At 36.9% G+C, this 22,505-nt stretch carries 21 protein-coding genes, 1 tRNA gene and 1 pseudogene; 7 read left to right on the top strand and 16 right to left on the bottom strand.

Annotation, left to right across the window (positions count from 1 at the left end):
* Positions 1 to 463: 463 nt before the first annotated feature.
* Positions 464 to 540, bottom strand: a tRNA-Pro gene (locus tag M2265_RS20905).
* Positions 541 to 882: 342 nt separating this feature from the next.
* Here M2265_RS20905 and rplS point away from each other — a divergent pair.
* The 7 genes from rplS to M2265_RS20870 all read left to right on the top strand — a co-directional run bounded on the left by rplS (position 883) and on the right by M2265_RS20870 (position 9,384).
* Positions 883 to 1,230 carry a 50S ribosomal protein L19 gene (rplS, locus tag M2265_RS20900; protein WP_021189535.1) on the top strand — a complete coding sequence of 116 codons (348 nt, stop codon included), beginning with the start codon at positions 883 to 885 and terminating at the stop codon, positions 1,228 to 1,230.
* 156 nt (positions 1,231 to 1,386) lie between these two features.
* Positions 1,387 to 2,487, top strand: coding sequence for a carbohydrate-binding family 9-like protein (locus M2265_RS20895; protein WP_132770915.1), 1,101 nt, complete (start codon positions 1,387 to 1,389; stop codon positions 2,485 to 2,487).
* A gap of 137 nt (positions 2,488 to 2,624) precedes the next feature.
* A complete protein-coding gene (locus M2265_RS20890) occupies positions 2,625 to 3,749 on the top strand; it encodes an acyltransferase family protein (protein ID WP_132770916.1) in 1,125 nt (374 codons plus the stop codon).
* Positions 3,750 to 3,912: 163 nt separating this feature from the next.
* Complete coding sequence (locus M2265_RS20885; protein ID WP_132770917.1) at positions 3,913 to 5,547, top strand: CTP synthase; 1,635 nt, start codon at positions 3,913 to 3,915, stop codon at positions 5,545 to 5,547.
* 15 nt (positions 5,548 to 5,562) lie between these two features.
* Positions 5,563 to 7,374 (top strand): membrane protein insertase YidC, encoded by a 1,812-nt coding sequence (gene yidC, locus M2265_RS20880; RefSeq protein WP_021189531.1) that lies wholly within the window; start codon positions 5,563 to 5,565, stop codon positions 7,372 to 7,374.
* A gap of 131 nt (positions 7,375 to 7,505) precedes the next feature.
* Positions 7,506 to 8,294: an META domain-containing protein gene (locus tag M2265_RS20875; RefSeq protein ID WP_132770918.1), complete on the top strand. Its 789-nt coding sequence runs from the start codon at positions 7,506 to 7,508 to the stop codon at positions 8,292 to 8,294.
* A gap of 202 nt (positions 8,295 to 8,496) precedes the next feature.
* Positions 8,497 to 9,384 carry a helix-turn-helix domain-containing protein gene (locus M2265_RS20870; protein WP_132770919.1) on the top strand — a complete coding sequence of 296 codons (888 nt, stop codon included), beginning with the start codon at positions 8,497 to 8,499 and terminating at the stop codon, positions 9,382 to 9,384.
* Here M2265_RS20870 and M2265_RS20865 read toward each other — a convergent pair.
* The 15 genes and pseudogenes from M2265_RS20865 to M2265_RS20795 all read right to left on the bottom strand — a co-directional run bounded on the left by M2265_RS20865 (position 9,381) and on the right by M2265_RS20795 (position 22,503).
* Positions 9,381 to 10,184 carry a DUF2490 domain-containing protein gene (locus M2265_RS20865; RefSeq protein WP_132770920.1) on the bottom strand — a complete coding sequence of 268 codons (804 nt, stop codon included), beginning with the start codon at positions 10,182 to 10,184 and terminating at the stop codon, positions 9,381 to 9,383. The genes M2265_RS20870 and M2265_RS20865 overlap by 4 nt on opposite strands.
* Before the next feature lie 106 nt (positions 10,185 to 10,290).
* On the bottom strand, positions 10,291 to 11,187 hold the full coding sequence (locus M2265_RS20860) for an urea transporter (protein ID WP_132770921.1): 897 nt from the start codon (positions 11,185 to 11,187) through the stop codon (positions 10,291 to 10,293).
* Positions 11,188 to 11,237: 50 nt separating this feature from the next.
* The gene (locus M2265_RS20855) at positions 11,238 to 12,029 is read right to left on the bottom strand and encodes an urease accessory protein UreD (protein ID WP_132770922.1); all 792 of its coding nucleotides are present in this window, start codon (positions 12,027 to 12,029) and stop codon (positions 11,238 to 11,240) included.
* Between the two features lies 1 nt (position 12,030).
* Positions 12,031 to 12,669 carry an urease accessory protein UreG gene (gene ureG / locus M2265_RS20850; RefSeq protein ID WP_132770923.1) on the bottom strand — a complete coding sequence of 213 codons (639 nt, stop codon included), beginning with the start codon at positions 12,667 to 12,669 and terminating at the stop codon, positions 12,031 to 12,033.
* Positions 12,670 to 12,683: 14 nt separating this feature from the next.
* Positions 12,684 to 13,373 (bottom strand): urease accessory protein UreF, encoded by a 690-nt coding sequence (locus tag M2265_RS20845; protein ID WP_132770924.1) that lies wholly within the window; start codon positions 13,371 to 13,373, stop codon positions 12,684 to 12,686.
* Between the two features lie 5 nt (positions 13,374 to 13,378).
* A complete protein-coding gene (locus M2265_RS20840) occupies positions 13,379 to 13,876 on the bottom strand; it encodes an urease accessory protein UreE (protein WP_132770925.1) in 498 nt (165 codons plus the stop codon).
* A gap of 2 nt (positions 13,877 to 13,878) precedes the next feature.
* Positions 13,879 to 14,469, bottom strand: a complete 591-nt coding sequence (locus tag M2265_RS20835) for a hypothetical protein (RefSeq protein ID WP_021192447.1) — start codon at positions 14,467 to 14,469, stop codon at positions 13,879 to 13,881.
* 61 nt (positions 14,470 to 14,530) lie between these two features.
* Positions 14,531 to 16,252 carry an urease subunit alpha gene (ureC, locus tag M2265_RS20830; protein WP_021192448.1) on the bottom strand — a complete coding sequence of 574 codons (1,722 nt, stop codon included), beginning with the start codon at positions 16,250 to 16,252 and terminating at the stop codon, positions 14,531 to 14,533.
* A gap of 65 nt (positions 16,253 to 16,317) precedes the next feature.
* Positions 16,318 to 16,623: pseudogene (locus tag M2265_RS20825) on the bottom strand (urease subunit beta); the annotation flags it as partial.
* Between the two features lie 21 nt (positions 16,624 to 16,644).
* Entirely contained in the window at positions 16,645 to 16,947 is a 303-nt protein-coding gene (ureA, locus tag M2265_RS20820) for an urease subunit gamma (RefSeq protein WP_021192450.1), read from the bottom strand.
* A gap of 177 nt (positions 16,948 to 17,124) precedes the next feature.
* Positions 17,125 to 17,511, bottom strand: coding sequence for a hypothetical protein (locus M2265_RS20815; RefSeq protein WP_132770926.1), 387 nt, complete (start codon positions 17,509 to 17,511; stop codon positions 17,125 to 17,127).
* 124 nt (positions 17,512 to 17,635) lie between these two features.
* Positions 17,636 to 20,074: a TonB-dependent receptor gene (locus tag M2265_RS20810; protein ID WP_021192452.1), complete on the bottom strand. Its 2,439-nt coding sequence runs from the start codon at positions 20,072 to 20,074 to the stop codon at positions 17,636 to 17,638.
* 79 nt (positions 20,075 to 20,153) lie between these two features.
* Positions 20,154 to 20,717 (bottom strand): GNAT family N-acetyltransferase, encoded by a 564-nt coding sequence (locus tag M2265_RS20805; protein ID WP_132770927.1) that lies wholly within the window; start codon positions 20,715 to 20,717, stop codon positions 20,154 to 20,156.
* Positions 20,717 to 21,496 (bottom strand): ABC transporter ATP-binding protein, encoded by a 780-nt coding sequence (locus M2265_RS20800; protein WP_132770928.1) that lies wholly within the window; start codon positions 21,494 to 21,496, stop codon positions 20,717 to 20,719. The genes M2265_RS20805 and M2265_RS20800 overlap by 1 nt, the downstream gene beginning before the upstream one ends.
* Positions 21,493 to 22,503: a FecCD family ABC transporter permease gene (locus M2265_RS20795; protein ID WP_132770929.1), complete on the bottom strand. Its 1,011-nt coding sequence runs from the start codon at positions 22,501 to 22,503 to the stop codon at positions 21,493 to 21,495. Before M2265_RS20795 ends, M2265_RS20800 begins: the two co-directional genes overlap by 4 nt.
* Positions 22,504 to 22,505 lie beyond the last annotated feature (2 nt).

The following is a 22,505-nucleotide window of genomic DNA, read 5'->3' as shown; positions in this document are numbered from 1 at the left end:
ACGTTCCTTTGCCGAGGAGGCAATAGTGTAATCTTCCTTAGCTAACAAGCCAAAACTAAATAATTCCAACCATATTGAGTAAATCGTCATGGAAAAAATTGAATCCTAAAAGTCAATTTATAGATCATCACCATCTCGTTTCCGCGATTTCCAATTTCTTTGATTGCTATCGGCAACTGAATTGACACAATAATGGAGCCAAGAAGACAGATCGAGGGAAAGAGATCACTTTGTGACAAACAGCACAAAAACGAATGTTAATTGTTGAGCATATTTCAAAAATCAAAGATTAGTATAGAAAATGAGTAACCGAATTGGTCATTTTCTTAAGGTTTGAAGTATATTGATCGGGAGGCTAGAATACTTTAAGCCTGTTGGTCATAAGCTTATTCCAAAAGATGCTGCGATTCGAATCTGCACGTAAACAAAAAAGCCCTAACTTTCGTTAGAGCTTTTATTTTCTTGGTCGGGGTGGCAGGATTCGAACCTACGACCTCCACATCCCAAATGTGGCGCGATACCGGGCTACGCTACACCCCGAAAAGGTATCCCCTTTTGTTTACTGTGATGCAAATATACAGCGTTTTTTCAATCTGTCAAATATAATTTTAACATTATTAAATAAAAGCCTGATTTATTGAGAAATAAAATATCAGCATTCAATTCGATAGCATTTAAATTCACATCCTAACCTCGATGTGTAAAACTTTTTAAAATATATCGTGAGCAAGGGTCTAAATATTAAAAGTGTTTTTCTATCTTTGCAACAAACTAAGGCAGCTCAATATTTTTTGAAAAAAGTATTTCTTAAAGTAAAAAAAAAGCTGTAATATTGCATTCCGATTTTTACAGGCTAATAATCGTATTTAATTACTCATAATCATGGATTTAGTAAAATTTGTAGAAGAACAAGCGGTAATCAGAAATGAAGTTCCCGCATTTAAAGCAGGAGACACCATAAGCGTTCATTATAAAATTCGCGAGGGAAATAAAGAGCGTATCCAAATTTACCAAGGTGTGGTTATCCAATTGAACAGCGAAGGTGTTAATTCAACTTTCACTGTACGCAAAATTTCAAATGGCATTGGTGTGGAACGTATCTTCCCTATAAATTCGCCAAACATTGAAAAAATTGTAGTAAACAGCTACGGTAAAGTACGTCGCGCTAAATTATTTTATTTACGTGGTCTTACTGGTAAAGCTGCTCGTATTAAGTCTAAAAGAATCTAATTACGACTACACAAGTATAAAAAAAGGCATTGAATTCAGTTTCGATGCCTTTTTTTATTGCCATAAATCCCCAATATAGCAACATTTTCTTTACAAGTCAAAAACTTCTTCCATGCTAAATCTTTTTAGTTTATCTTATGACCTGAAAAGTATTATATGAACAAGTCTATTTTTACCCTCGTATTCCTGTGCTGTTTCCTGAACAGCTATGCCCAAAATTCAATTCAAGATTTTTTAGCACTACAGTCCATTCCAAAAACATATCCGGTACTTAAAATCAGTGAACCGTTAATAATTGACGGTAAGGACGATGAAATTAGCTGGACAAAAGCAAAAACAATTAATAATTTTGAAGATATTCAAGGTGGCGAGCACAAAAAACCTTTGTATAAAACCGAAGTAAAAATGCTTTGGGATTCCACCTACCTATATGTGTACGCAAAACTGTATGAACCTCATATTTGGGCAGATATCTACAAGCACGATGAAATTGTTTATCTAAACAATGACTTTGAAATATTTTTAAAACCCAATTTATATCAAGCAGAATATTACGAAATAGAGGTCAATCCATTACATACCATTTTCGATCTTATGTTACCAAAACCATATCGATTCGGGGGTCAGGCCATTACACATTGGGATGTTAAAAATCTAAAATCCGCAGTACATATCAATGGTACCCTTAATAATCCCCAGGATATAGATACATACTGGTCTGTTGAATTTGCAATTCCACATCAATCATTATATGCTTTCGGTAAATCCTCAATGCCTAAAGCAAATGATTACTGGTTATGTAATTTTTCACGTGTACAATGGCAACATGATATCACAAATAATCATTACAGTAGAAAAAAAGAAAATAATAAGCCCTTAGCTGAAGACAATTGGGTATGGTCACCGATCGGTTTAATTAATATGCATTATCCAGAAAGATGGGGATATATACAATTTGTAGAACAAGCACAAAAGCAGGAAGCAACACTTCCAAATAGTTATGCCGTCACTAAACTAGCTTGGAATATTCATTATTTACAACAATTGTTTAAAAAGGAAAATCGTCGATATAGCGATCAATTAACGAAACTTTCATTATATAATCAATACCTACTACCCGCTTTGAAAGATTATGAGGTCACTTTGGATCTAAATAAAGACAAACAAAGTTATAGTATGAAGATCAAGGAAAAACAGTCAAAAAAAATTCAAGTATCCTTAGATAATAGAGGTAATTTTGATCTTTATAACCAGTAACTCTACCATAGCTTATCTGAACGTCTGCATCAATTCAAAAAATGCTATTCACACAACATTTATAACGCTATAACAATAATTTGTAGAAACAAAATAACGCAGAAACATAAACTAATATTGCTATTTTTACAGCAACAATGTATAAGAACATATCTTTTTTTCCAAATCTAAATGCGTTCCGTTTTTTTGCCGCACTCCTCGTTCTATTTCACCATGGAGAAGTCATTCGGACAAAAAATGATTTCATCACCTATGAACATTTTAGTTTTTTTCAAAATGGAACTACTGCTGTCAAATTTTTCTTTGTCTTAAGTGGTTTCCTCATCAGTTATTTGTTACTGAAAGAACAAGATCAGAAAAAGACAATATCCATTAAAAATTTCTATCTGAAAAGAGTCATTCGCATCTGGCCTTTATATTTCTTATTAGTCGCCATAGGCATAGTTATCTTCCCTTTTCTATTTCAGGTCTTACATATTAACTATTCATTCCCCTATACCATAGGGCAGGTCTGGCTGTTATTTGTTTTATTTTTGCCCAGTATCGTCACCTTTACCTATGGCTCACATCTACTCGAACCCCTATGGTCTATCGGCGTTGAAGAATGGTTTTACATCATTTGGGCACCCCTATTTAAATGGATAGACAACAAGTTTGCACTTATTATAGGTATATTTTTACTCAAAATTCTTTTACTGATACTATGTTTTAACAACATCATTACAGACGTACTTGTTGTGCATCTTATCAAAACTTTTGCTTTCGAATCAATGGCAATTGGTGCACTGGGAGCTTATTTCCTATACCACACCAATATAAACTTACAGGCTTGGTACAAAAAATATGCAGCGGTCAATTACTTTTTATTAGCCGTATTATTTTCATTCTTATTCTTCCGAAATACATGTATAGCATTTATTGGATCAAATATTTTTGATCATTGGATCTTTTCATACATCATTCTAAATGCACTCTTTCTCAATCTCATTCTGTTTATCGGTATCAGATTAAATTCAAAATCATTTTTCAACAATACTTTTTTAGACTACGGAGGCAAAATCTCCTATGGAATTTACATGTATCATATGATCGTGATCTTTGCCGTTATTCATTTAGCGAAAAAACATTTACTAACACTTGATCCCTACTTAAGTTTTCTGATTTTCTACAGTTTAGTTATAGCAGGTACATTTATAACAGCACATTTATCAAAAAAATACTTTGAAGATTTTTTCATGAAGTTTAGATCTAAATTGAATTAGCAAAGATTAAACCTCATGCAACCGTCATGTCAAAAAATTAGTGTTTTAAAATTAAAGACAAAAAAAAACGTCGTCTTCCACAAATATTCTTATCTTTGTATCCCGTACATAAAGCAGATATTTAGGCCATTTTAGGCCTTATATTTTGAAATCCATTATTGATATGACTAAATATATTTTTGTTACGGGCGGCGTTACTTCGTCGTTAGGGAAGGGTATTATTGCATCCTCTCTTGCTAAACTTCTCCAAGCACGTGGCTACAAGGTTACGATTCAAAAATTTGACCCTTACATTAACATTGATCCAGGAACATTAAATCCATATGAGCATGGTGAGTGTTACGTAACGGAAGATGGTGCTGAAACAGACCTTGATTTAGGCTATTACGAACGTTTCTTAAACGTACCTACTTCACAAGCTAATAACGTGACGACAGGTCGTATTTATCAATCTGTTATTCAAAAAGAACGCGCAGGTGAATATTTAGGAAAAACAGTTCAAGTTGTTCCTCATATCACAGATGAGATCAAAAACCGTATGCGTTTATTAGGTGAAACAGGAAAATATGATATTGTCATCACAGAATTAGGTGGTACAGTAGGTGATATCGAATCTTTACCTTTCATCGAAGCAGTTCGTCAGTTAAGATGGGAATTAGGCACTCATGATTCTGTAGTTATTCACTTAACATTAGTACCTTACTTAGCAGCAGCTGGTGAATTAAAAACAAAACCAACACAACATTCTGTTAAAACATTATTAGAATACGGTATCCAACCTGATATTTTAGTTTGTCGTACAGAACATAAATTGACGCAAGAAATTCGCAAAAAATTAGCATTATTTTGTAATGTCAATATTAATGCTGTTGTAGAATCGATTGATGCTCCTACTATTTATGACGTTCCTTTAAATATGCTGAAAGAACAATTAGACAAGACTGTCCTTGCTAAATTGAAACTTTCGAATAAGAATGAACCAGATTTAGATAGCTGGAAAGCATTTTTAGGAAAATTAAAAAATCCTACTAATGAAGTAAATATCGGATTAGTCGGTAAATATGTTGAATTACCAGATGCATATAAATCTATAGTCGAAAGTTTTATCCACGCCGGAGCGGCCAATGAATGTAAAGTAAAATTACAATATATTGCCGCGGAAAGTGTAAATGATCAAAATGTCCAAGACAAGTTGAGCGAAATGGATGGCGTACTTGTTGCTCCTGGTTTTGGTGAACGTGGATTAGACGGTAAGTTAGCCGCTATTAAATATATACGTGAAAACAATATTCCTTTCTTTGGAATTTGTTTAGGCATGCAATGTTCAGTAATTGAATTTGGCCGTAATGTATTGGGATTAAAAGATGCAAATAGTACGGAAATGAATCCAGATACACCACATCCAGTGATCAACTTAATGGAAGATCAAAAAAACATCACTAACATGGGCGGTACAATGCGATTAGGTGCGTACGATTGTGATATCAAAAAAGGTACAAAAGCATTCAATATATACGGAAAAACAAGAATCTCCGAACGTCACCGTCACCGTTATGAGTTCAATAATGCTTATTTAGAGCAATATGAAGCAGCTGGAATGATTACTTCAGGAATCAACCCAACTTCAGGATTAGTAGAAATTGTTGAGTTGAAAAACCATCCTTTTTTCGTAGCAGGACAATTTCATCCAGAATTAAAGTCAACTGTTGCAAATCCTCACCCACTTTTTGTTAGCTTTGTAGCCGCTGCTTTGTCGAATAAGAAAAATAAGATACAAAAGCAGGAAACAATTAAGTAAGTTTAATTTAAAAAAATGGATAGAAATACCCTTATTGGTTTACTTCTGATGTTCGGAATTATAGCCGGTTCATTTTACTTAATGAAACCGTCCGACGTAGAAATAAAAAAAGAACAAGTTCTACAAGATTCGTTAGCACGTGTTAAAAAAGGTCTAGCACCTTTAACAGACTCGACAAAAGCGAATACACAACTAGGAGCAACACAAGAGGCCAAGCCTCTTGACTCTGCAGCATTAAAACTTCCTTTTGGAGCTGCGAAATTTGGCACAGAAAAAATCATTACAGTAGAAAATGATAAAATCATTGCTAAAATAAGCTCTAAAGGCGGTCGTGTAAAATCTGTACAATTAAAAGGTGAAACAAATTTTAATGGTAAACCATTAGTATTGTTTGAAGGTGACCACAATAGATTTGGATTGAAATTTAATGTCGCCGGTGAAAACATCAATACCAACGATTTGTTCTTTACTTCTGAAGATGCTGATGTAAAGATAACAGGCGAAGATTCAAAATCGATTAAATTACAATTAGCTTATGGAGCTGATCAGTATATTGAATACGTATATACCATCAAAGGTAATGGTTTCAATTTAGGTCTTGATATCAACACAAAAGGTATTCAAAACAAGATCGATCAAAAAACGATTGCTTTAGATTGGGAAACGATTTTACTACAGAAAGAACAAAATATTGATTCTGAACGTCAAAAATCTACCATCTATTATAAAGAAGCAGGTAATGTAGACCATTTGTCAGAAGCAAAAGATGAAGAAAAAGAGTTAAAAGAAAAAGTAGAATGGATTGCATTCAAGCAACACTATTTCTCAAACATTCTTTCAAGCAAAACAGGATTTACAACAGCAGATGTAAATGTAAAAACAACAATCGAATCCGATGTTGTTAAACTTTATGCGGCTACAGCACGTCTTGATTATGCAACTCAAAAAGACAACAGTTATTCGTTAAACTTCTTTTTTGGCCCTAATCAATACAAAACGCTTAAAGCAGAAGGTCATGATTTTCATAAAATCATTAATATGGGATGGGGACCAATGCGTTGGATTAACCAATTTATTACAGTACCTGTATTTGATTTCTTAGACAATTTCCATTTGAGTTATGGTATAGTTATCCTTGTTCTAACATTATTGTTAAAACTGGTATTATCACCATTAACATACAAATCTTACCTATCAATGGCTAAAATGCGTGTATTGAAACCGCAATTAGATGAAATAAAAGCTAAAGTAGGTGAAGACAATGCAGTATTGTTGCAGCAAGAACAAATGAAATTGTATAAAACAGCTGGAGTAAACCCATTGGGAGGTTGTCTTCCATTGGTATTACAAATGCCATTTACAATTGCTTTCTTCTACTTCTTCCCGAATTTATTCGAGCTGAGAGGTGAAAGTTTCTTGTTTATGAAAGATATGTCAACATACGATACCTTATTCTCATTCGCACCGATTTTCGGCGTGAATCACGTATCATTGATGTGCGTATTGATGACTTTAACAACATTATTGACCACTTGGTACAACAATGCGACTTCGGGTGCGACAGGACAAATGAAATACATTGGTTACATTATGCCTTTAATTTTCTTTTTCGTCTTGAATAGTTTCCCTGCAGGATTAAACTATTATTACTTCTTAAGTGCAATCCTAACATTCTTAACACAGTTGATCATCCGTTCAATGGTTAATGATGATAAGATTTTAGCGAAATTAGAAGACAATAAAAAGAATCCAAAGGTGCAAAAGAAATCGTCATTCCAATCAAGAATGGAAGAAGCGATGCGTCAAGCACAACAAAATAAAAAATAACAGCAATTCTATAGTGCTGATTAAAAGAGGAAACCCGAATAGGTTTCCTCTTTTTTTGTATAAAATGTAGCATTCACTCAAACCAAACGTTCTAATTATTGTTAAACAATCATATCAAAAAAAGATAAAAGATGAAATTTAATCAGATTTTAATCATGGCAACGCTGATCGTTGGATTAAGCAGTTGTTCAGTTTTCAAAAAAAATACGAACAAAGAGCATTCGACTACAGAAACTATGCAGCTAAAAGGAAACAAGTGGCAACTGATCGAAGTAGATGGAAAAACAGTACCAGCACAGGTAAACGGACGTGTCCCCTTCTTACAGTTTGAAGACGATAGATATGCTGCAAATGCAGGTTGTAATACTTTAGGTGGAGCAGTAAATATCACGGGAAAAAACAAAATTAAATTTGAACAAGGTATTTCCACAATGATGGCTTGTCCTGAGTTCGAGATAGAACAGGCGTTATCAAAAAACATTATAGCAGTAGATACCTACACAATAGAAGGAGAAGTATTGAGTTTAAAAAAAGGTGGAAAAACATTAGCTAAATTTACGCTTATCAAAGCAGAAAAAGGTGAGCAAGCACTAGCAGGTACATGGGAATTAGATTATGTATCTGGACCACGTATTGCATTTGAAGGTCTATATCCAAATAAAAAGCCTACGATCACCTTTGATTTGACAGCAAAAAAAGTATCTGGAAACAGTAGTTGCAATAATTACAATGGAACTTTCAAAACCGAAAACAACCACATTAGTTTTGGTCCACTAGCATCTACTAAAATGGCCTGCGAAGGTTCAGGAGAAAGTGTATACTTCAGCACGCTGGAGAAAATCACTTCCTTCGATGTCAACGGAAATACATTGACTCTGATTATGGGCGATATTGCGATGATGCGATTCCAAAAAAAATAAAAACAATAAAAGATTAAAACTAAACATAAAAAAGCTCCGGATTGGAGCTTTTTTTATGAGATAATATGAAGAAAAATTCCAGTTAAAAACAAATTTTATCGATAGGATTACACTGTAAATTAGGTCGCTAAATCGTATATTTGTACATACACAATCTCTTTCATCAACATCATATGAAAAGGTTTTTTAGAGAAATAGCACTATGAAATCGTCGATTAAGATTATCAACAATTACGAATACAAAAAGCTTTTTTTGCCTGATGTAACAGATCATAATCTATTCAATGAAAGCAAAATACAGGTATACCGCATCGAAAATTACCTACGAAGTATTCTCATGCCTGTCATTCCTTACCGTACTACCTTCAATTTCCTAATCTTTGTTACTAAAGGAACTTTAACACAACATCTGGAATCAGGGGCATACACCTTAGCTGAAAATCAAGTGATTAATGTCAAACAGGGAAATATTACTGCTACTTTAGCGATTTCAGATGATGCCGAAGGTTTTTTTGTCGTTTATGAAAACGAAATCGTTACAGATATTGAATTAGGCATCAATGATATCCGGTTTTTCAATTCACATCCCTTTACCCCCTTGTCAGAGCACGTCTCTGTATGGATTCAAAAAATGCTTGAACTCTTGGAAGAAGAGCTGTTTACCGAAGGAAAAGTTATGGAGATCTGTGTATCAATGCTACAATGTATACTGTTAAAAATAATTAAAACAGATTACGAAGTAAAAGCACCGATGAGTAGACAATTGGATATTGCATTTCGATTTCGAGAATTCGTACAAAAATTTCACACAGATCACAAGAATGTTTTATTCTATGCCAACTTATTACATATATCCGAAAACTACCTCAACAAATGTGTGAAGGAAGCAACCAATAAGCCTCCTAAACAGTGGATCAACGAAATCAGTATACTACATAGTCAAATCTTATTACAGGATGCGACAAGAGATATTGCAGGCATTGCATTCGAAATGAAATATAAATCCCCATCCTACTTTACACGTTTATTCAAGAAAGTCACCGGTTATTCACCCAGTGATTATCGCAAACACAAATTTCTTTCCGATTAATGCTTCTTTTTATAAGGCAGATTCCAAATCAGATCAACAGCAAGATAGTGAACACCAAAGTCCGCTTGACTATAGCCTTTAATTAAATCATTCATATATCCAACATCAAGGTGCAAGGGTGTATGCGCAATATCCGTCATGTAATATAAAGCGAAACGCGCTTCCTTATAAGCAAATTTTGACCACTCATCTTTCGGCTCATACATTTTGCTTACTGCAAACAGACCCTCAGCACTAAATGCAAGTTCCTGTTTATTTCTATCCGAGAGTTTCAGATTCATCTGTGTTTTAAGCCTAGTCCGCAATTGAAAATTCTCCTCAGCTTTATTAAAATCTGCTGTAAAAAATTTACGAAATTCCTGTCTGACTGTATTTTTCCATTTCCAGCGCTCACCGAATCTGAAACTATAAGCATAGCGCCCATACAAGCGAAACTCCTGCTCTACTCCTTCACCATGATAAGGAGCATCTGCATCATATACATTTTGACGACGATAGCTCAAAGCATAACTATATTGCTGGTTCTTAGCAAACTTATGATATACCTCGTGATTGAGGACAAAAATAGCTTGTTTATGAAAAGGATTTGAATCATCAAGTGTACTTTTGGTTCCTAGGCCGAGGTAAGTTAAAGCTTCTTTCGTACCAGTACTATCCAGTTGTCTTTTAAGACCAATGGCAGACCAAGAAGCCGTTTTTGCTTTTCCCAATCCAGGAGGACTAATCTGAGCATGAAGTAATAAAAATGGACTGATAACAAGAAAGAGTAAGGATAATATTTTATAAAGAGTATTTTTCATCGATTATATAGTTTTTTATGACCACTGGTCTGTTATATACCAGTACAAACTAATCAATGGCCACTCAACCATTGATCAGTTTGTATAGCAGCTAAGTTTTATTGTTTTAGGACAATCGGCTTTTAAAAGTTTCTTCAAACCGCCCCACGATCCATTTATCCAGACGTTTAACAGGTTCCATTGCCCACATAGCCACTACAAACGGAAAAGTCAATGTCGTCCACCCATAGTGCACAAGCACATGATCACAATAAGTCGCAATCACGACAGCAATAAGGACATATAATCCATCCCGCACACGAGTACCGCTTAAAGCAATGCCACAGAGTACAGCATTAAAGCTAAACGTTCCGTTGCTGATCATAGTTTCCGATTCATGACCATAATGAGATAGGTAAATGCTGATAATCACAGCGGCGAAAGCATAAAGTGCAGCCATCGGATTGCTCATAAATACCCCAAGGAAAAAGACCAATCCCGCAATCAGGCTTCCTTGAAAGATCACTTGCCCGAAAGCATGTCCCTCGATCAAGAAATCATCCATTTCTTGGATATCAACAAAATGTTGTGATACAGTAGGCATTGCAAGCTGTGGAATACTCAGGATATACAGTGAAATCCAGGTAACAGCTATGAAAGGAAAAGTAAAAGCAGGTAAATTTCTTTTGAGCGCAAAACCCATCATAAGAGTGGTTAACATGGAACCAAGAATCAATGTCATCCAGATCCAGATATTCGCTTCAAAGTAAAAAACAAGCGCTACACCAAACAAAGAAGCATTAAAACCAAATAATCCATTATCAATATGATCTTTATCATATTTCAGTATTTTAGCTGTTGCAACCCCTACAACATTAGCCAATATACCCGCAAAGCCCATTAAGGTCGAGTCATATAAAATAGCACCAATAAATAATATGCCTGTCCAAGCATTACCTTGCAACATGATCTGTCCGAAACCTCTAAAAAAAGCTTTTATATAAGCTAAAACTTGATCCCTCATTTTGAGATAAATTGATAAGATAAGACTAAAATATAGTCTCATTAAAATGATTAAATAAGGAGTTCAGCATCCCACAGTTCCTGCTGGATCTCCTGAAAAATAGTAAACAACTGCTCGGCACCATAACCCAATATTCGGATCATAAACCCATCATACTGAAGCGCACTGATTCCAAATTCGATATCCGTGACATGTTCATACTGTTGATGGAATTTTTCAATCCAGCCCCCAACAGCTTTCCCAGCAGAATTGAGATAAATAAACGTTCCCTGATGGGTAAAACCTTCCAATATCCCGATATCCTGTATCGGCAATTTATCAGGTTGCAACAGTACATTATCTTTCAATATCAGTCGGCCATCCACATAACATTGAGTCAGATTCTGAAAATGATTATACTCAAAAATCTCTCCCGACAGTTTCCGTCCACAAGTCACAATATCACTCAAGATGAGGTGACAGTTTTTTTGCATGTGGATAATATTATGGCTGAGAAAATGAGAAGAATTTTGAGGAACAATAGGGTGCGGAACAAAAGAAAACACCGCACCTTCGCCGAGCGTAACTTCCGTTTTTTGTACCGATTTACCTTTCATATGAAAAAGACGCTGATACGCTTGAGTCTGCAATTGCAATTTAGCACCAGGATCTATCGTAATTTGGATACGATGATCATCACCATCCAATAACCCCGGTGATGAGCTCATAATCATCAAGTATGCCCCTTTATCCCTCCTGTATTGTCCTACTGGAACGATACGAAAAGGCTGTGTGACATAAGCATCCTTGAGATAAGACTTGCCTTCACGATGGGCAACGTTGATATTTAAAGAACAGATCATATTAACGCAATAAATTAGGTTCAGCTACATCATGCAGTAATGCATATTTTTTGATCCATCCAATGATTTCATCCAATCCCGTTCCTGTCTTCAAATTCGAAAATAAAAACGGTGCCCCTTTTCGCATTTTCCGAGCATCATACTCCATCACCTCCAGACTAGCACCAACATAAGGAGCCAAATCCATCTTATTGATCAACAATAAATCTGATCGGGTAATCGCCGGTCCACCTTTACGGGGCATCTTTTCGCCCTCACCCACATCGATCACAAAAATGGTGATATCCGCAAGATCAGGACTATAAGTTGAAGTCAAATTATCACCGCCACTCTCAATCAAGATCAATTCAAGATCTGGAAAGCGTTCAGCAAGTTCTTCCACAGCCTCTAGATTCATGCTCGCATCCTCACGGATAGCCGTATGCGGGCAACCACCTGTTTCTACTCCAATAATACGATCAGGAGACAACGTACTGTTTTTAGCCATGTATTCAGCATCCTCCTTCGTATAAATATCATTGGTAATAACCGCTAGATTCAATTCATGTTTCAAACGTTTACATAAACATTCCAACAGTGCAGTTTTTCCAGATCCAACCGGACCACCCACACCTATCTTAACATATTTTCTATTTTCCATTTGTTCGTATTTAATTAAGAAATGTAAACCCGTGTGTACAACCGCTCATGTTGCATACACCGGATATCAAATCCAACATTACATAAACCGATCAGATCACGATCCACCTCCAAAGTCTCATCACATAAAGTCATCAGGTCATCATGCAGATAAAACAAGATATCCTGCCCATCCAACTGTCCGAGAGGAACTAATTTTACAGCATTAGTCACCATAGTGATAGCAACATTGTAATAGTAACCATGCAAAGCTTCCCGAATCGGGATGTCTAATAAAGCAGCCAACATACCATACACCAAACAATAATGACTATCCACTTTCTTCTGTTTAATCAACTCACCCCAACAAATCAATATCGGTTGCTCCTGATATCGCGAAAAAATCTTATACAAGCGTACACCCAATTTCTTACTCGCTTCACGGATTTCCTTCGGACTCTTCAATGCCGTACACTCCTCATCCAAAGAGCGCAACAAATCCAAATCATCATTTCGAGTAGCATCATAAGCAAGACGCATCAAAGCTGCATCATTAAACTTCAAGTTGTACCACAAATTGTGTCTCACATACGACTCTGCAGTAGCTTTATTATGTACGATCTCCTTCTGCACATAGGTCTCTAATCCATTCGAATGGGTAAACCCACCGATTGGTAACGTCGGATCTGACAAATGAAGAAGCTTGCCTAGAAATTTATTTTCCATATATTTTATGCTTTAATAAATAAAGGGATACCCTTTGTCGAAAATTTGAGCTCACGATGATAATTTGCATCGACATTAGCATTCAACTGACTTAATAACTGACGAGAAGCAAGCGTGTAGGGAATCCCCTGCTTATTCAGCCAACTTTGCATCGTTCGCTCAAAAGGGATAAGCAATTCATTCCCCTCAATAAATAGAGGCAAATGCTTATTTCCTATTTCACAACTAATAAAAGCAATCTCCAAAAAATTCAACGATTCTATACAGATTACATCACAACTACGAATAGCAATCACAACAATTTTGTCAGCATCCTCATATAGAATATCCCCATTATGCAATTGAGAAGTATTCCCCAATAATTTAAAGGCGATATCCATGCCCTCCTCCGTACGCAAACGTTGAATACGTTTCGTAGATTCGTACCACTCAATAATGAGCAGATCACAACGCTTACTGACCACCTCATTTTTGATATTCCTTGTGATTTCTGTAATAATCATTATTATCCCTTAATAAATAAATTTTTTGATATCCCTAGACCAACCGTAGAACCATTGATTCCAGTGATAATTTCATGATCATTTGCGATAGAAGCATCTTTACTGTGTTTTTTCTTATAAGAAAGCTCTGCAACTTTTGCTTTAAGTGCCCAACCTTTACCTAAGCTAATACCAACCAGAGGATAGGCTCTCAGTAAGTAACCGTTATAGCTACCATCAGCCATCACATTAGCGGCATTGACAACATGCTCATTTCCCCATATATAATGAGCCTCAACCTGACCAATTAAATTAAAATGTTTACCTAAAGGCCAAGTATTGCTGTAAAATGGTCCGACCTCATGAAAATGATCAGTAAAATCCAATGCCTTATTTTTCGAAGTATTGAAACCATAGTTCAGCCCCACATTCATATTATCATTAAAAAAATAACCGACCCCCAGTGGTGCCGCACTTAGCTGATGACCTGCTTCAGTTTCATGGTAATTAAATGAACCATAAAGCATAACACCACCTTTTTGTGCGTAGGCAGATTGTATCGAAAAGCATGCTATTGCTAAACAGCTTGCCAAAAATAGTTTCAAATTTTTCATTATTATTTATTCACAATTTATGGTGTGACCTAGTGTCACACCATAAAAATTAGCGATCATATTAAAACAAGAAATACAATTGTCCCAAAGCAACCTTATCAATCGGTTCACATTTGATCACCTCACCATCGACACTCACTTCATAGTTTTCTGGATTAACGATGATTTCTGGAGTAGCATCATTGTGAATCATATCTTTTTTGGAGATATTACGGCAGTTTTCCACAGGTAGTAATGTTTTACTCAATCCGTACTCCTCTTTGATTCCCTTTTCAATCGAAATTTTAGAAACAAAGTTGAAACAAGTCTCTGTCAATGCTTTACCATAACCACCATACATCGTACGCAAGATGATCGGTTGAGGTGTAGGAATAGATGCATTGGCATCTCCCATTTTCGAAGCGATAATCATTCCGCCCTTAATAATCATTTCAGGCTTAGCACCAAACAAAGCAGGACGCCAGATCACCATATCCGCTATTTTACCCTGTTCTATAGAACCCACGTATTTAGAGATACCGTGTGCTATCGCAGGATTGATCGTATATTTAGCAACATAACGTCTAGCTCTAAAGTTATCATTTCCAGTACCTTCATCTTCAGGAAGCGCACCAGTCTGTTTCTTCATCTTATCAGCAGTTTGCCATGTTCTGGTAATAACCTCACCTACGCGGCCCATTGCTTGAGAATCCGAACTCATGATACTGAAAACACCTCGATCTTGTAGAATATCTTCCGCAGCAATCGTTTCAGGACGAATACGGGAATCCGCAAAAGCAACATCTTCAGGAATATCTTTACTTAAATGGTGACAGACCATCAACATATCCAGATGTTCATCAATCGTATTTTTAGTAAACGGACGAGTCGGGTTTGTAGACGCAGGCAATACGTTCGGGTACATCGCCGATTTAATGATATCTGGGGCATGACCACCACCAGCACCTTCAGTATGGAAGGTATGAATGACGCGACCATTGATCGCTGCCATAGTATCTTCTAAAAATCCAGCTTCATTCAACGTATCCGTATGAATTGCGACTTGTACATCATATTGATCAGCCACAGAAAGTGCACGGTCGATAGTCGCAGGAGTAGCGCCCCAATCCTCATGAATTTTCACCCCCAGTACACCAGCCTCGATCTGCTCCACGATCGGTTGTTCTGTCCCCACATTACCTTTACCGAAAAAACCAAAATTCATAGGTAAAGCTTCAACAGCCTGCATCATTTTACGGATATTCCATTTCCCTGGTGTTACCGTTGTCGCATTCGTACCATCAGCAGGACCAGTACCACCACCGATCATAGTCGTAATACCACTGTATAAAGCAGTTTCCGTCTGTGTAGGACTGATGTAGTGAATATGCGTATCAATACCTCCTGGAGTAACAATAAATCCAGCACCACCATGAACTTCGGTCGAAGCACCAATAATCATATTTGGTGTGATATTATCCATCGTATCCGGATTACCCGCGCGACCTACACCAACAATTTTTCCGTCTTTGATCCCGATATCACCTTTTACAATACCCCAGTGATCAATGATAATCGCATCTGTGATCACTAAATCCAATGTACCTTCATCACGCGTATGCACCGAAGATTGACACATACCATCACGAATAGTTTTACCGCCTCCAAACTTTGCCTCATCACCATAGTAAGCATAATCTTTTTCAACTTCTATGATGATTTCTGTATCTCCTAAGCGAACTTTATCTCCCCCTGTAGGTCCAAATATCGCCGCGTAATTTAATCTACTAACCTTTAAGCTCATGATTTTTTATTTTTAAAGCCATTTGCATCTGCTTTTTTCAAAGCGTTCATTTTTCCTACCTCTGTTTCAGTATCGCCATTCACCAGATCGTTGTGACCATATACTCTTCTCGCTCCAGCATATGGAACCAATTCTACAATCTTGGATTCCCCAGGTTCAAAACGAACAGCAGTACTCGCGATAATATTCAATCGTTTCCCAAAGGCTAATGCACGATCAAATTCCATCATTTTATTGACCTCAAAAAAATGATAATGAGAGCCCACCTGAATCGGTCTATCTCCCGTATTGACAACTGTCAATGTTGTTACTTCTCTACCTTCATTACAGATGATATCGCCATCTTGAATGAAATATTCTCCAGGAATCATATTTTCAATGTTCTTATTAAATTAACGAATAGGATTATGTACCGTTACCAATTTGGTACCATCAGGAAAAGTTGCCTCGATCTGTATATCGTGAATCATCTCAGGCACACCCTGCATCACATCTTCACGGGTCAACAAAGTCGCCCCATATTGCATCAGTTCTGCAACAGTCCGACCATCTCGTGCACCCTCCATAAGCTCACTGCTGATATACGCAATAGACTCTGGATAATTTAATTTGACACCTCTGGCCATACGCTTTTTTGCGAGTTCACCAGCTACATGAAGCAACAGCTTCTCAGTCTCTCTAGGTAATAAATGCATCTAATTACTATTTTATATTAACTTATATGTAAGAATTATATTACTATTATTTGATCCACAACGTACTCTTTTGATGTTTATAAGAAACAAAAAAACATGCAGATAATGCCCGAAAGTTTATGGCACAACCTTACTGGCCTGCATAACTTTTGGCAAAAGAAAGAAATTATATTAAAACTAAATTGGAATTTTGATACACTTGAATAGTATGTATCGCGGATTGAGGATTACTCCTATGTGTTCAGTTGGGAAACTAAAATCCTGCTTCCTATCATACGTTACCCCCATTGCCGATAGCCAAATAGGAATAATAGTAAAATAAAGCAATTGATCCGGCTCATTGAGTTCGTGCGGATCGTTACACTCCCATGCATCGAGCATACCTGAAAACAGCGTCAAATGATGGACATTGGAACTGATTTCAGGTAACTCAAATGATGAATAGTCTGTTGATAAAAATTTTACCTGTTTCGAAACACTAGCCTCCTGATGTAAATACGTATTCCCTTTGGCCGTAACCAAAGCAAACAGCATTACAAAAAGTGTCAATATATTCCGAAACATTACTTTCATTTTCATCTAAATTTCCAAGACAAAAGTACCAACTAAAACAAGTTTTAAATAGCACAAATCTTGAATAAAATAGTCTATATTATATCTTAAACTAAGATTTAGCTGTTTTTTTTCATTAAAAAGCATAACCTAATGAAACCATCACGTTGCGCGGTGCTCCAGGAAATGCACGTGTATAATCAAAGCCACCCAAAAAGTAGTACTTATCAAACACATTATTGACATTAACAGCCATCTTCAATGCACCGATATGGTAATATACCGCAGCATTCACAGTAGTATAAGAAGGCCAGTAACCCCACATAGCTTGACCATCACTATCTTTACCAATACTATTATCCATACGACGGCTATCCACGTAATAAACCCCTGCACCAAAACCAAGACCTTTCAAAGCATGTTGTGAAAACACATATTTTAACCAAGCACTTGCCATATTTTTAGGAGCTCCCGGTAATGATTGCCCAACCTCAGAAGCGATCGATGATGCTTTCACATCAGTATGATTATAAGTATAGTTTGCCATAATCTGAAATTCTTTGGTCAACTGCCCACGGAGATCCAATTCAACACCCTCAGAAATTGCTTTTCCAGATTGACGATATTCAGAAAATCCTGAATCTAATATCACACCAGTTGCGATCATCATATTTTGACGTTCTATACGGAATAAGGAAAGATCCATCTGCAACTGATCTTTAAAAAAACCAGTTTTAAAACCTGTTTCTAATTGAAAACTGCGTTCCGGAATAAAAGGTTTATCTGCACCATAATCTTGGTAATTTTGAATAAAACTTGCACCTACCGGGACGAAACCCTGAGAATAGCTCGCAAAATAGTTGATCTGCTTATTCAATTCGTACGTTAATCCCGCTCTAGGTAGCCAGGCATTTTGTGTAGCTTGATAACGCTTCTGCCCGTCGATAGTCTCGGAAGCATAATGTTCGTGACGTAATCCTACGATAACTTTAAGTTTATCAGCAATCGACATCTGATCTTGTATGTATTTTCCTGTAGTTTTATAAGGACTTAAAAATGGATAAGCTACATGCTCTCGCCACACGTAAGAAGTTAGATCATGTGTCGTATAAGTTGGATTGTTCAAATCAAATGTCAGAGGTACAACCTGTCCGTTCACCGTCTTTTGTCTAGCTTCCCGCAACTGATTTTCCTGATCACCTCTATACTCCGCAAAATCAACTCCTGCTACAATGTGATGATCTACAACAGCACCATAATGGTCCCATTTAAAATAACCAACGACATTATCCGTATAATCTTTACCATGACGATCAAAAAAACGCATATTCATGATCGTATTTTTAGGAGCATCAGCAAATGTATTCAACGTCCGATGTTCATTGACATCTTCTTCATACACAGATTTCATATAGCTCAAGTGAAAGCTTAAATTCTCCGTAAGCTGTTGGGACAACCTACCGCTCAGTGAAAATGTCTTCGAATTATAAAAATCGGAAGGTTGACTTAACGTAAATGATCGAGGTAAAGCATAAAAATCATTTGCTTTAATTCCCATCCCCCGATCGAGATAACCATTAAATTGGTTATAAACCACATCAACGTCCACCTGCGTACCAGCTGCAGGTTTAAAAGTAAAAGATGGTGCAACAAGAATTCTTTTTTGACGATTGACATCACGGAAAGTTTTAGTATCCTCATACCCCGCATTGAAACGGTACAAAACACGCTTAGCGCTATCCAAAGGCCCTCCCAGATCCAGTGTTGTACGCATCGTCTGAAAACTTCCAGATGCAAAACCGATATTCCCCTTAAAACTGTCCAACGGTTTCTTTGTGGTCATATTAACCGTACCACCTGGCACCACATCACCAAACAAAGAAGCTCCTGGACCTTTCAAGACTTCAAGACTTTCCAAGTTCAATGTCAATGGTGTATTGTAGTAACTATTACCATAACCATAACCCGAACGTAAACCATTGACCAAACGCACACCCGTTTCATATCCACTTTTAAAACCACGGATAACCACATCATCATAAGAAGAAGCTTCCGTCACCCCTGCCAGATCTTGAAACAATGCACCTGTTGTAAAAGCTTGCTTATCTTCTATAAACTCCCGGCTTAAAACAGAAACAGATTGCGGTAGATTCTTTAATTTCCCAGAAAACTTACCCCCCAATTCCAGATCATTGGTGAGATAAGATTTGTTACGTCTCCCTGTGATCAATACCTCATCCAAAGTTTTATTATCTTTAATCAAGACAAGAGATAATCCTTTTTTTACATTCCAGTTACTCGCCGAAAGTGTTATTTTTTGATCGATATAACCAATTGCAGAAGCATGGATGACAATTGGAAAATTAATCGCTTCAGAAAAAGTAAATTCCCCTGACTCGTTGGAAGTTGTCACCTGCTTTGAACTGTTTATTGTCAATGTTACGCCAGAGACGATATCTCCAACCTCATCATAAGTTTTTCCAAAAATTGCTGTACTATTCTGCGCATGTACAGCCACTGGGAAAACAGTACCTAAGGCTATTGCAAAAGCCAAGGTCTTTATATTATATTTCATTGGAATACAATTATCTATTGTTTGTTCAATTATCTGTTATGCATAAATGCATAGTCTTTATTTTACAGAGCTTGCAAGCTCAAATTGTGGAGTGTTTTTCCTGCTCCAAAATGTTCTCCAATATCACAGCACTTTCCGATTCATTAACCATCAGTTCCATGTGTATAGTGAGAAATCCAGATTCATCACGGTATTCTATCAATTGAAACCCCTGCTGCAACCAAAATTCATATGCACCCTCCAAAAATGGATGGGTATGTAAATAAAGTCTTTCAATCTGTTTTTCCTGCGCCACCACGAGTAAACTTTGAAACAGCTCTGTCCCCAGTCCAGTCCTACGATATTTGGGATCCACAAATAAGCGGGCTACTTCAACGGTCTTCTTAGCATCAATATCCAAGTGAGGGAACCGGTAATCATAATTAAGCATACCGATCACTCCGATTAATATGCCATCCGCGGTTCTTGCCTGTAGAAAATTACCAGCGCGGTTCTGTAAATAAACCTGTTCAAACGCCTTTAAATCTTTAGGCACCTGATTCGGATCCAACATCGGAAATAGTTTTCTTCTGAAATCCAGAACATAAGGCAGAACTTCTACCACATCTTCTGATCCAACATGATATATCGAAATATTTTTCATTATTGATTTTCATTAAGCATCGGAATAAACATCCATTTTCCTTGCTTCTCTATACTCAACAAAGACAATTCATAAGTTTCTTCCAACAAATTTTTCACTTCTTCGCGCTCCAGACCATTAATATCAAGAACACTTTGATCACGCATTAGGTAAAATTGGTCACCAAACATATAAGCCAGATTAGGATCGTGCATAACACATAAAACTGTCGTCCCCTCCTTAACCAGCTCTTTCGCTGTTCGCAAAACAGCCATTTGATAGTTTAGATCCAAGTGATTAGTAGGTTCATCCAACATGAGGACATCAGGTTGCTGCACCAGTACACGGCATAATAAGATCAACTGCCTTTCTCCTCCAGACAATTCGGTATAAGGCTTATCACGAAGATGTTCAAGATCAAACTTTTTTAAAATCGCATGTACAGCTTCATGATCTTCTTTACTTGGTGAGAATCGTGAAAAGGAAGCCCTTCCAGTCAAAACCACATCAAACACTTTATAGGGAAAAGTCATCTGATGAAATTGATTGAGAAAACCCAAGCGCAACTGACTACTACTACCGATCTTAATCTTTCTACGTTCTACATCGCCGATAGTCACTTGACCATCGTAGCGTTTTTCTAAGCCTGCGATCACATTAAACAACGTTGATTTCCCACTGCCATTGCGCCCTAGGATGATCGACAATTTTCCCTTTGGAAAAGAGACGTTCACATCACGCAATACGAGATCATTTCCATAAGAGAAAGATAATTGCTTTGTTGAAATAGTAGCTATCATGAGTTCCAATTCATCGCGTTTCGACGCATCAAGTAAATAAATAAGGGCGCTCCCACAATCATAGTAAACACACCGATCGGAATTTCGAAAGGCATGACAGCACGAGAAAAATCATCGATTAAAAGTAGGAAACTACCGCCGATGCTGATATTAGCCCACACCGAAATATTATTATTAGGTCCAAATATCATTCGGCTAATATGTGGAATAATCAATCCAAACAGACTGATCACCCCTACCGCAGCTACTGCAGATGCTGTAATCATCGTCGCAACTCCAATTAGAATCAATTTAATGATTCTGGGATTGACACCGATGGCTAAAGCTTCCTGATCACCGAGAGACAATAGATTCAGCTTCCAACGATAGAGCACAATCACAAATAAACCAACTGAAATTGGTCCCATAGCGCTATATACCTTAGACCAAGAAGCAGTATGTAAGTTGCCCATTGTCCATTGAACAATAGCTTGAAGTTTATAAGGATCACTTAAATACTGCAATAAAGTTAAAAGAGCAGTAAAAACCCCAGAAATCACCATCCCAGCCAATACCATCCCTACAATAGAAGTCCTTGCTCCAGAGTAAGAAACCAAATAAGTCAGCCCCACTGCACAAACTCCAAAAATAAAAGCAGAGAGATTAACAGACATAATCGGAAACAACATTGCGAGTGCTGCTCCAAAAGCAGATCCCGAAGAGATACCTAATGTAAACGGATCTACAATTGGATTACGGAAAATAGCTTGTAGAACTCCTCCTGACGAAGCCAAAGCTGCACCGACCATAAAAGTCAATAACACCCGTGGCAATCTCACCTGCCATAAAATGGTATTTAAACTTGCATCCGAAAGCAGATGTTGATCTTGTATTAACCCTAATTGCAAACACATCCGCTGAAACAATTCGACCAGACCGACATGTTGTGTAGAACCAATAGTAAGCGACAACACAAAAAGCGACAGTGGAAATAAGATCAACAGGACGATGATTTTTATATTTTTCATGA

This window comes from Sphingobacterium kitahiroshimense (assembly GCF_025961315.1).
In the GTDB taxonomy this organism is placed as follows: Bacteria; Bacteroidota; Bacteroidia; order Sphingobacteriales; family Sphingobacteriaceae; genus Sphingobacterium; species Sphingobacterium anhuiense.
Note: the sequence above shows the minus strand (reverse complement) of the source record. Positions and strands in the feature narration are given on the sequence as shown.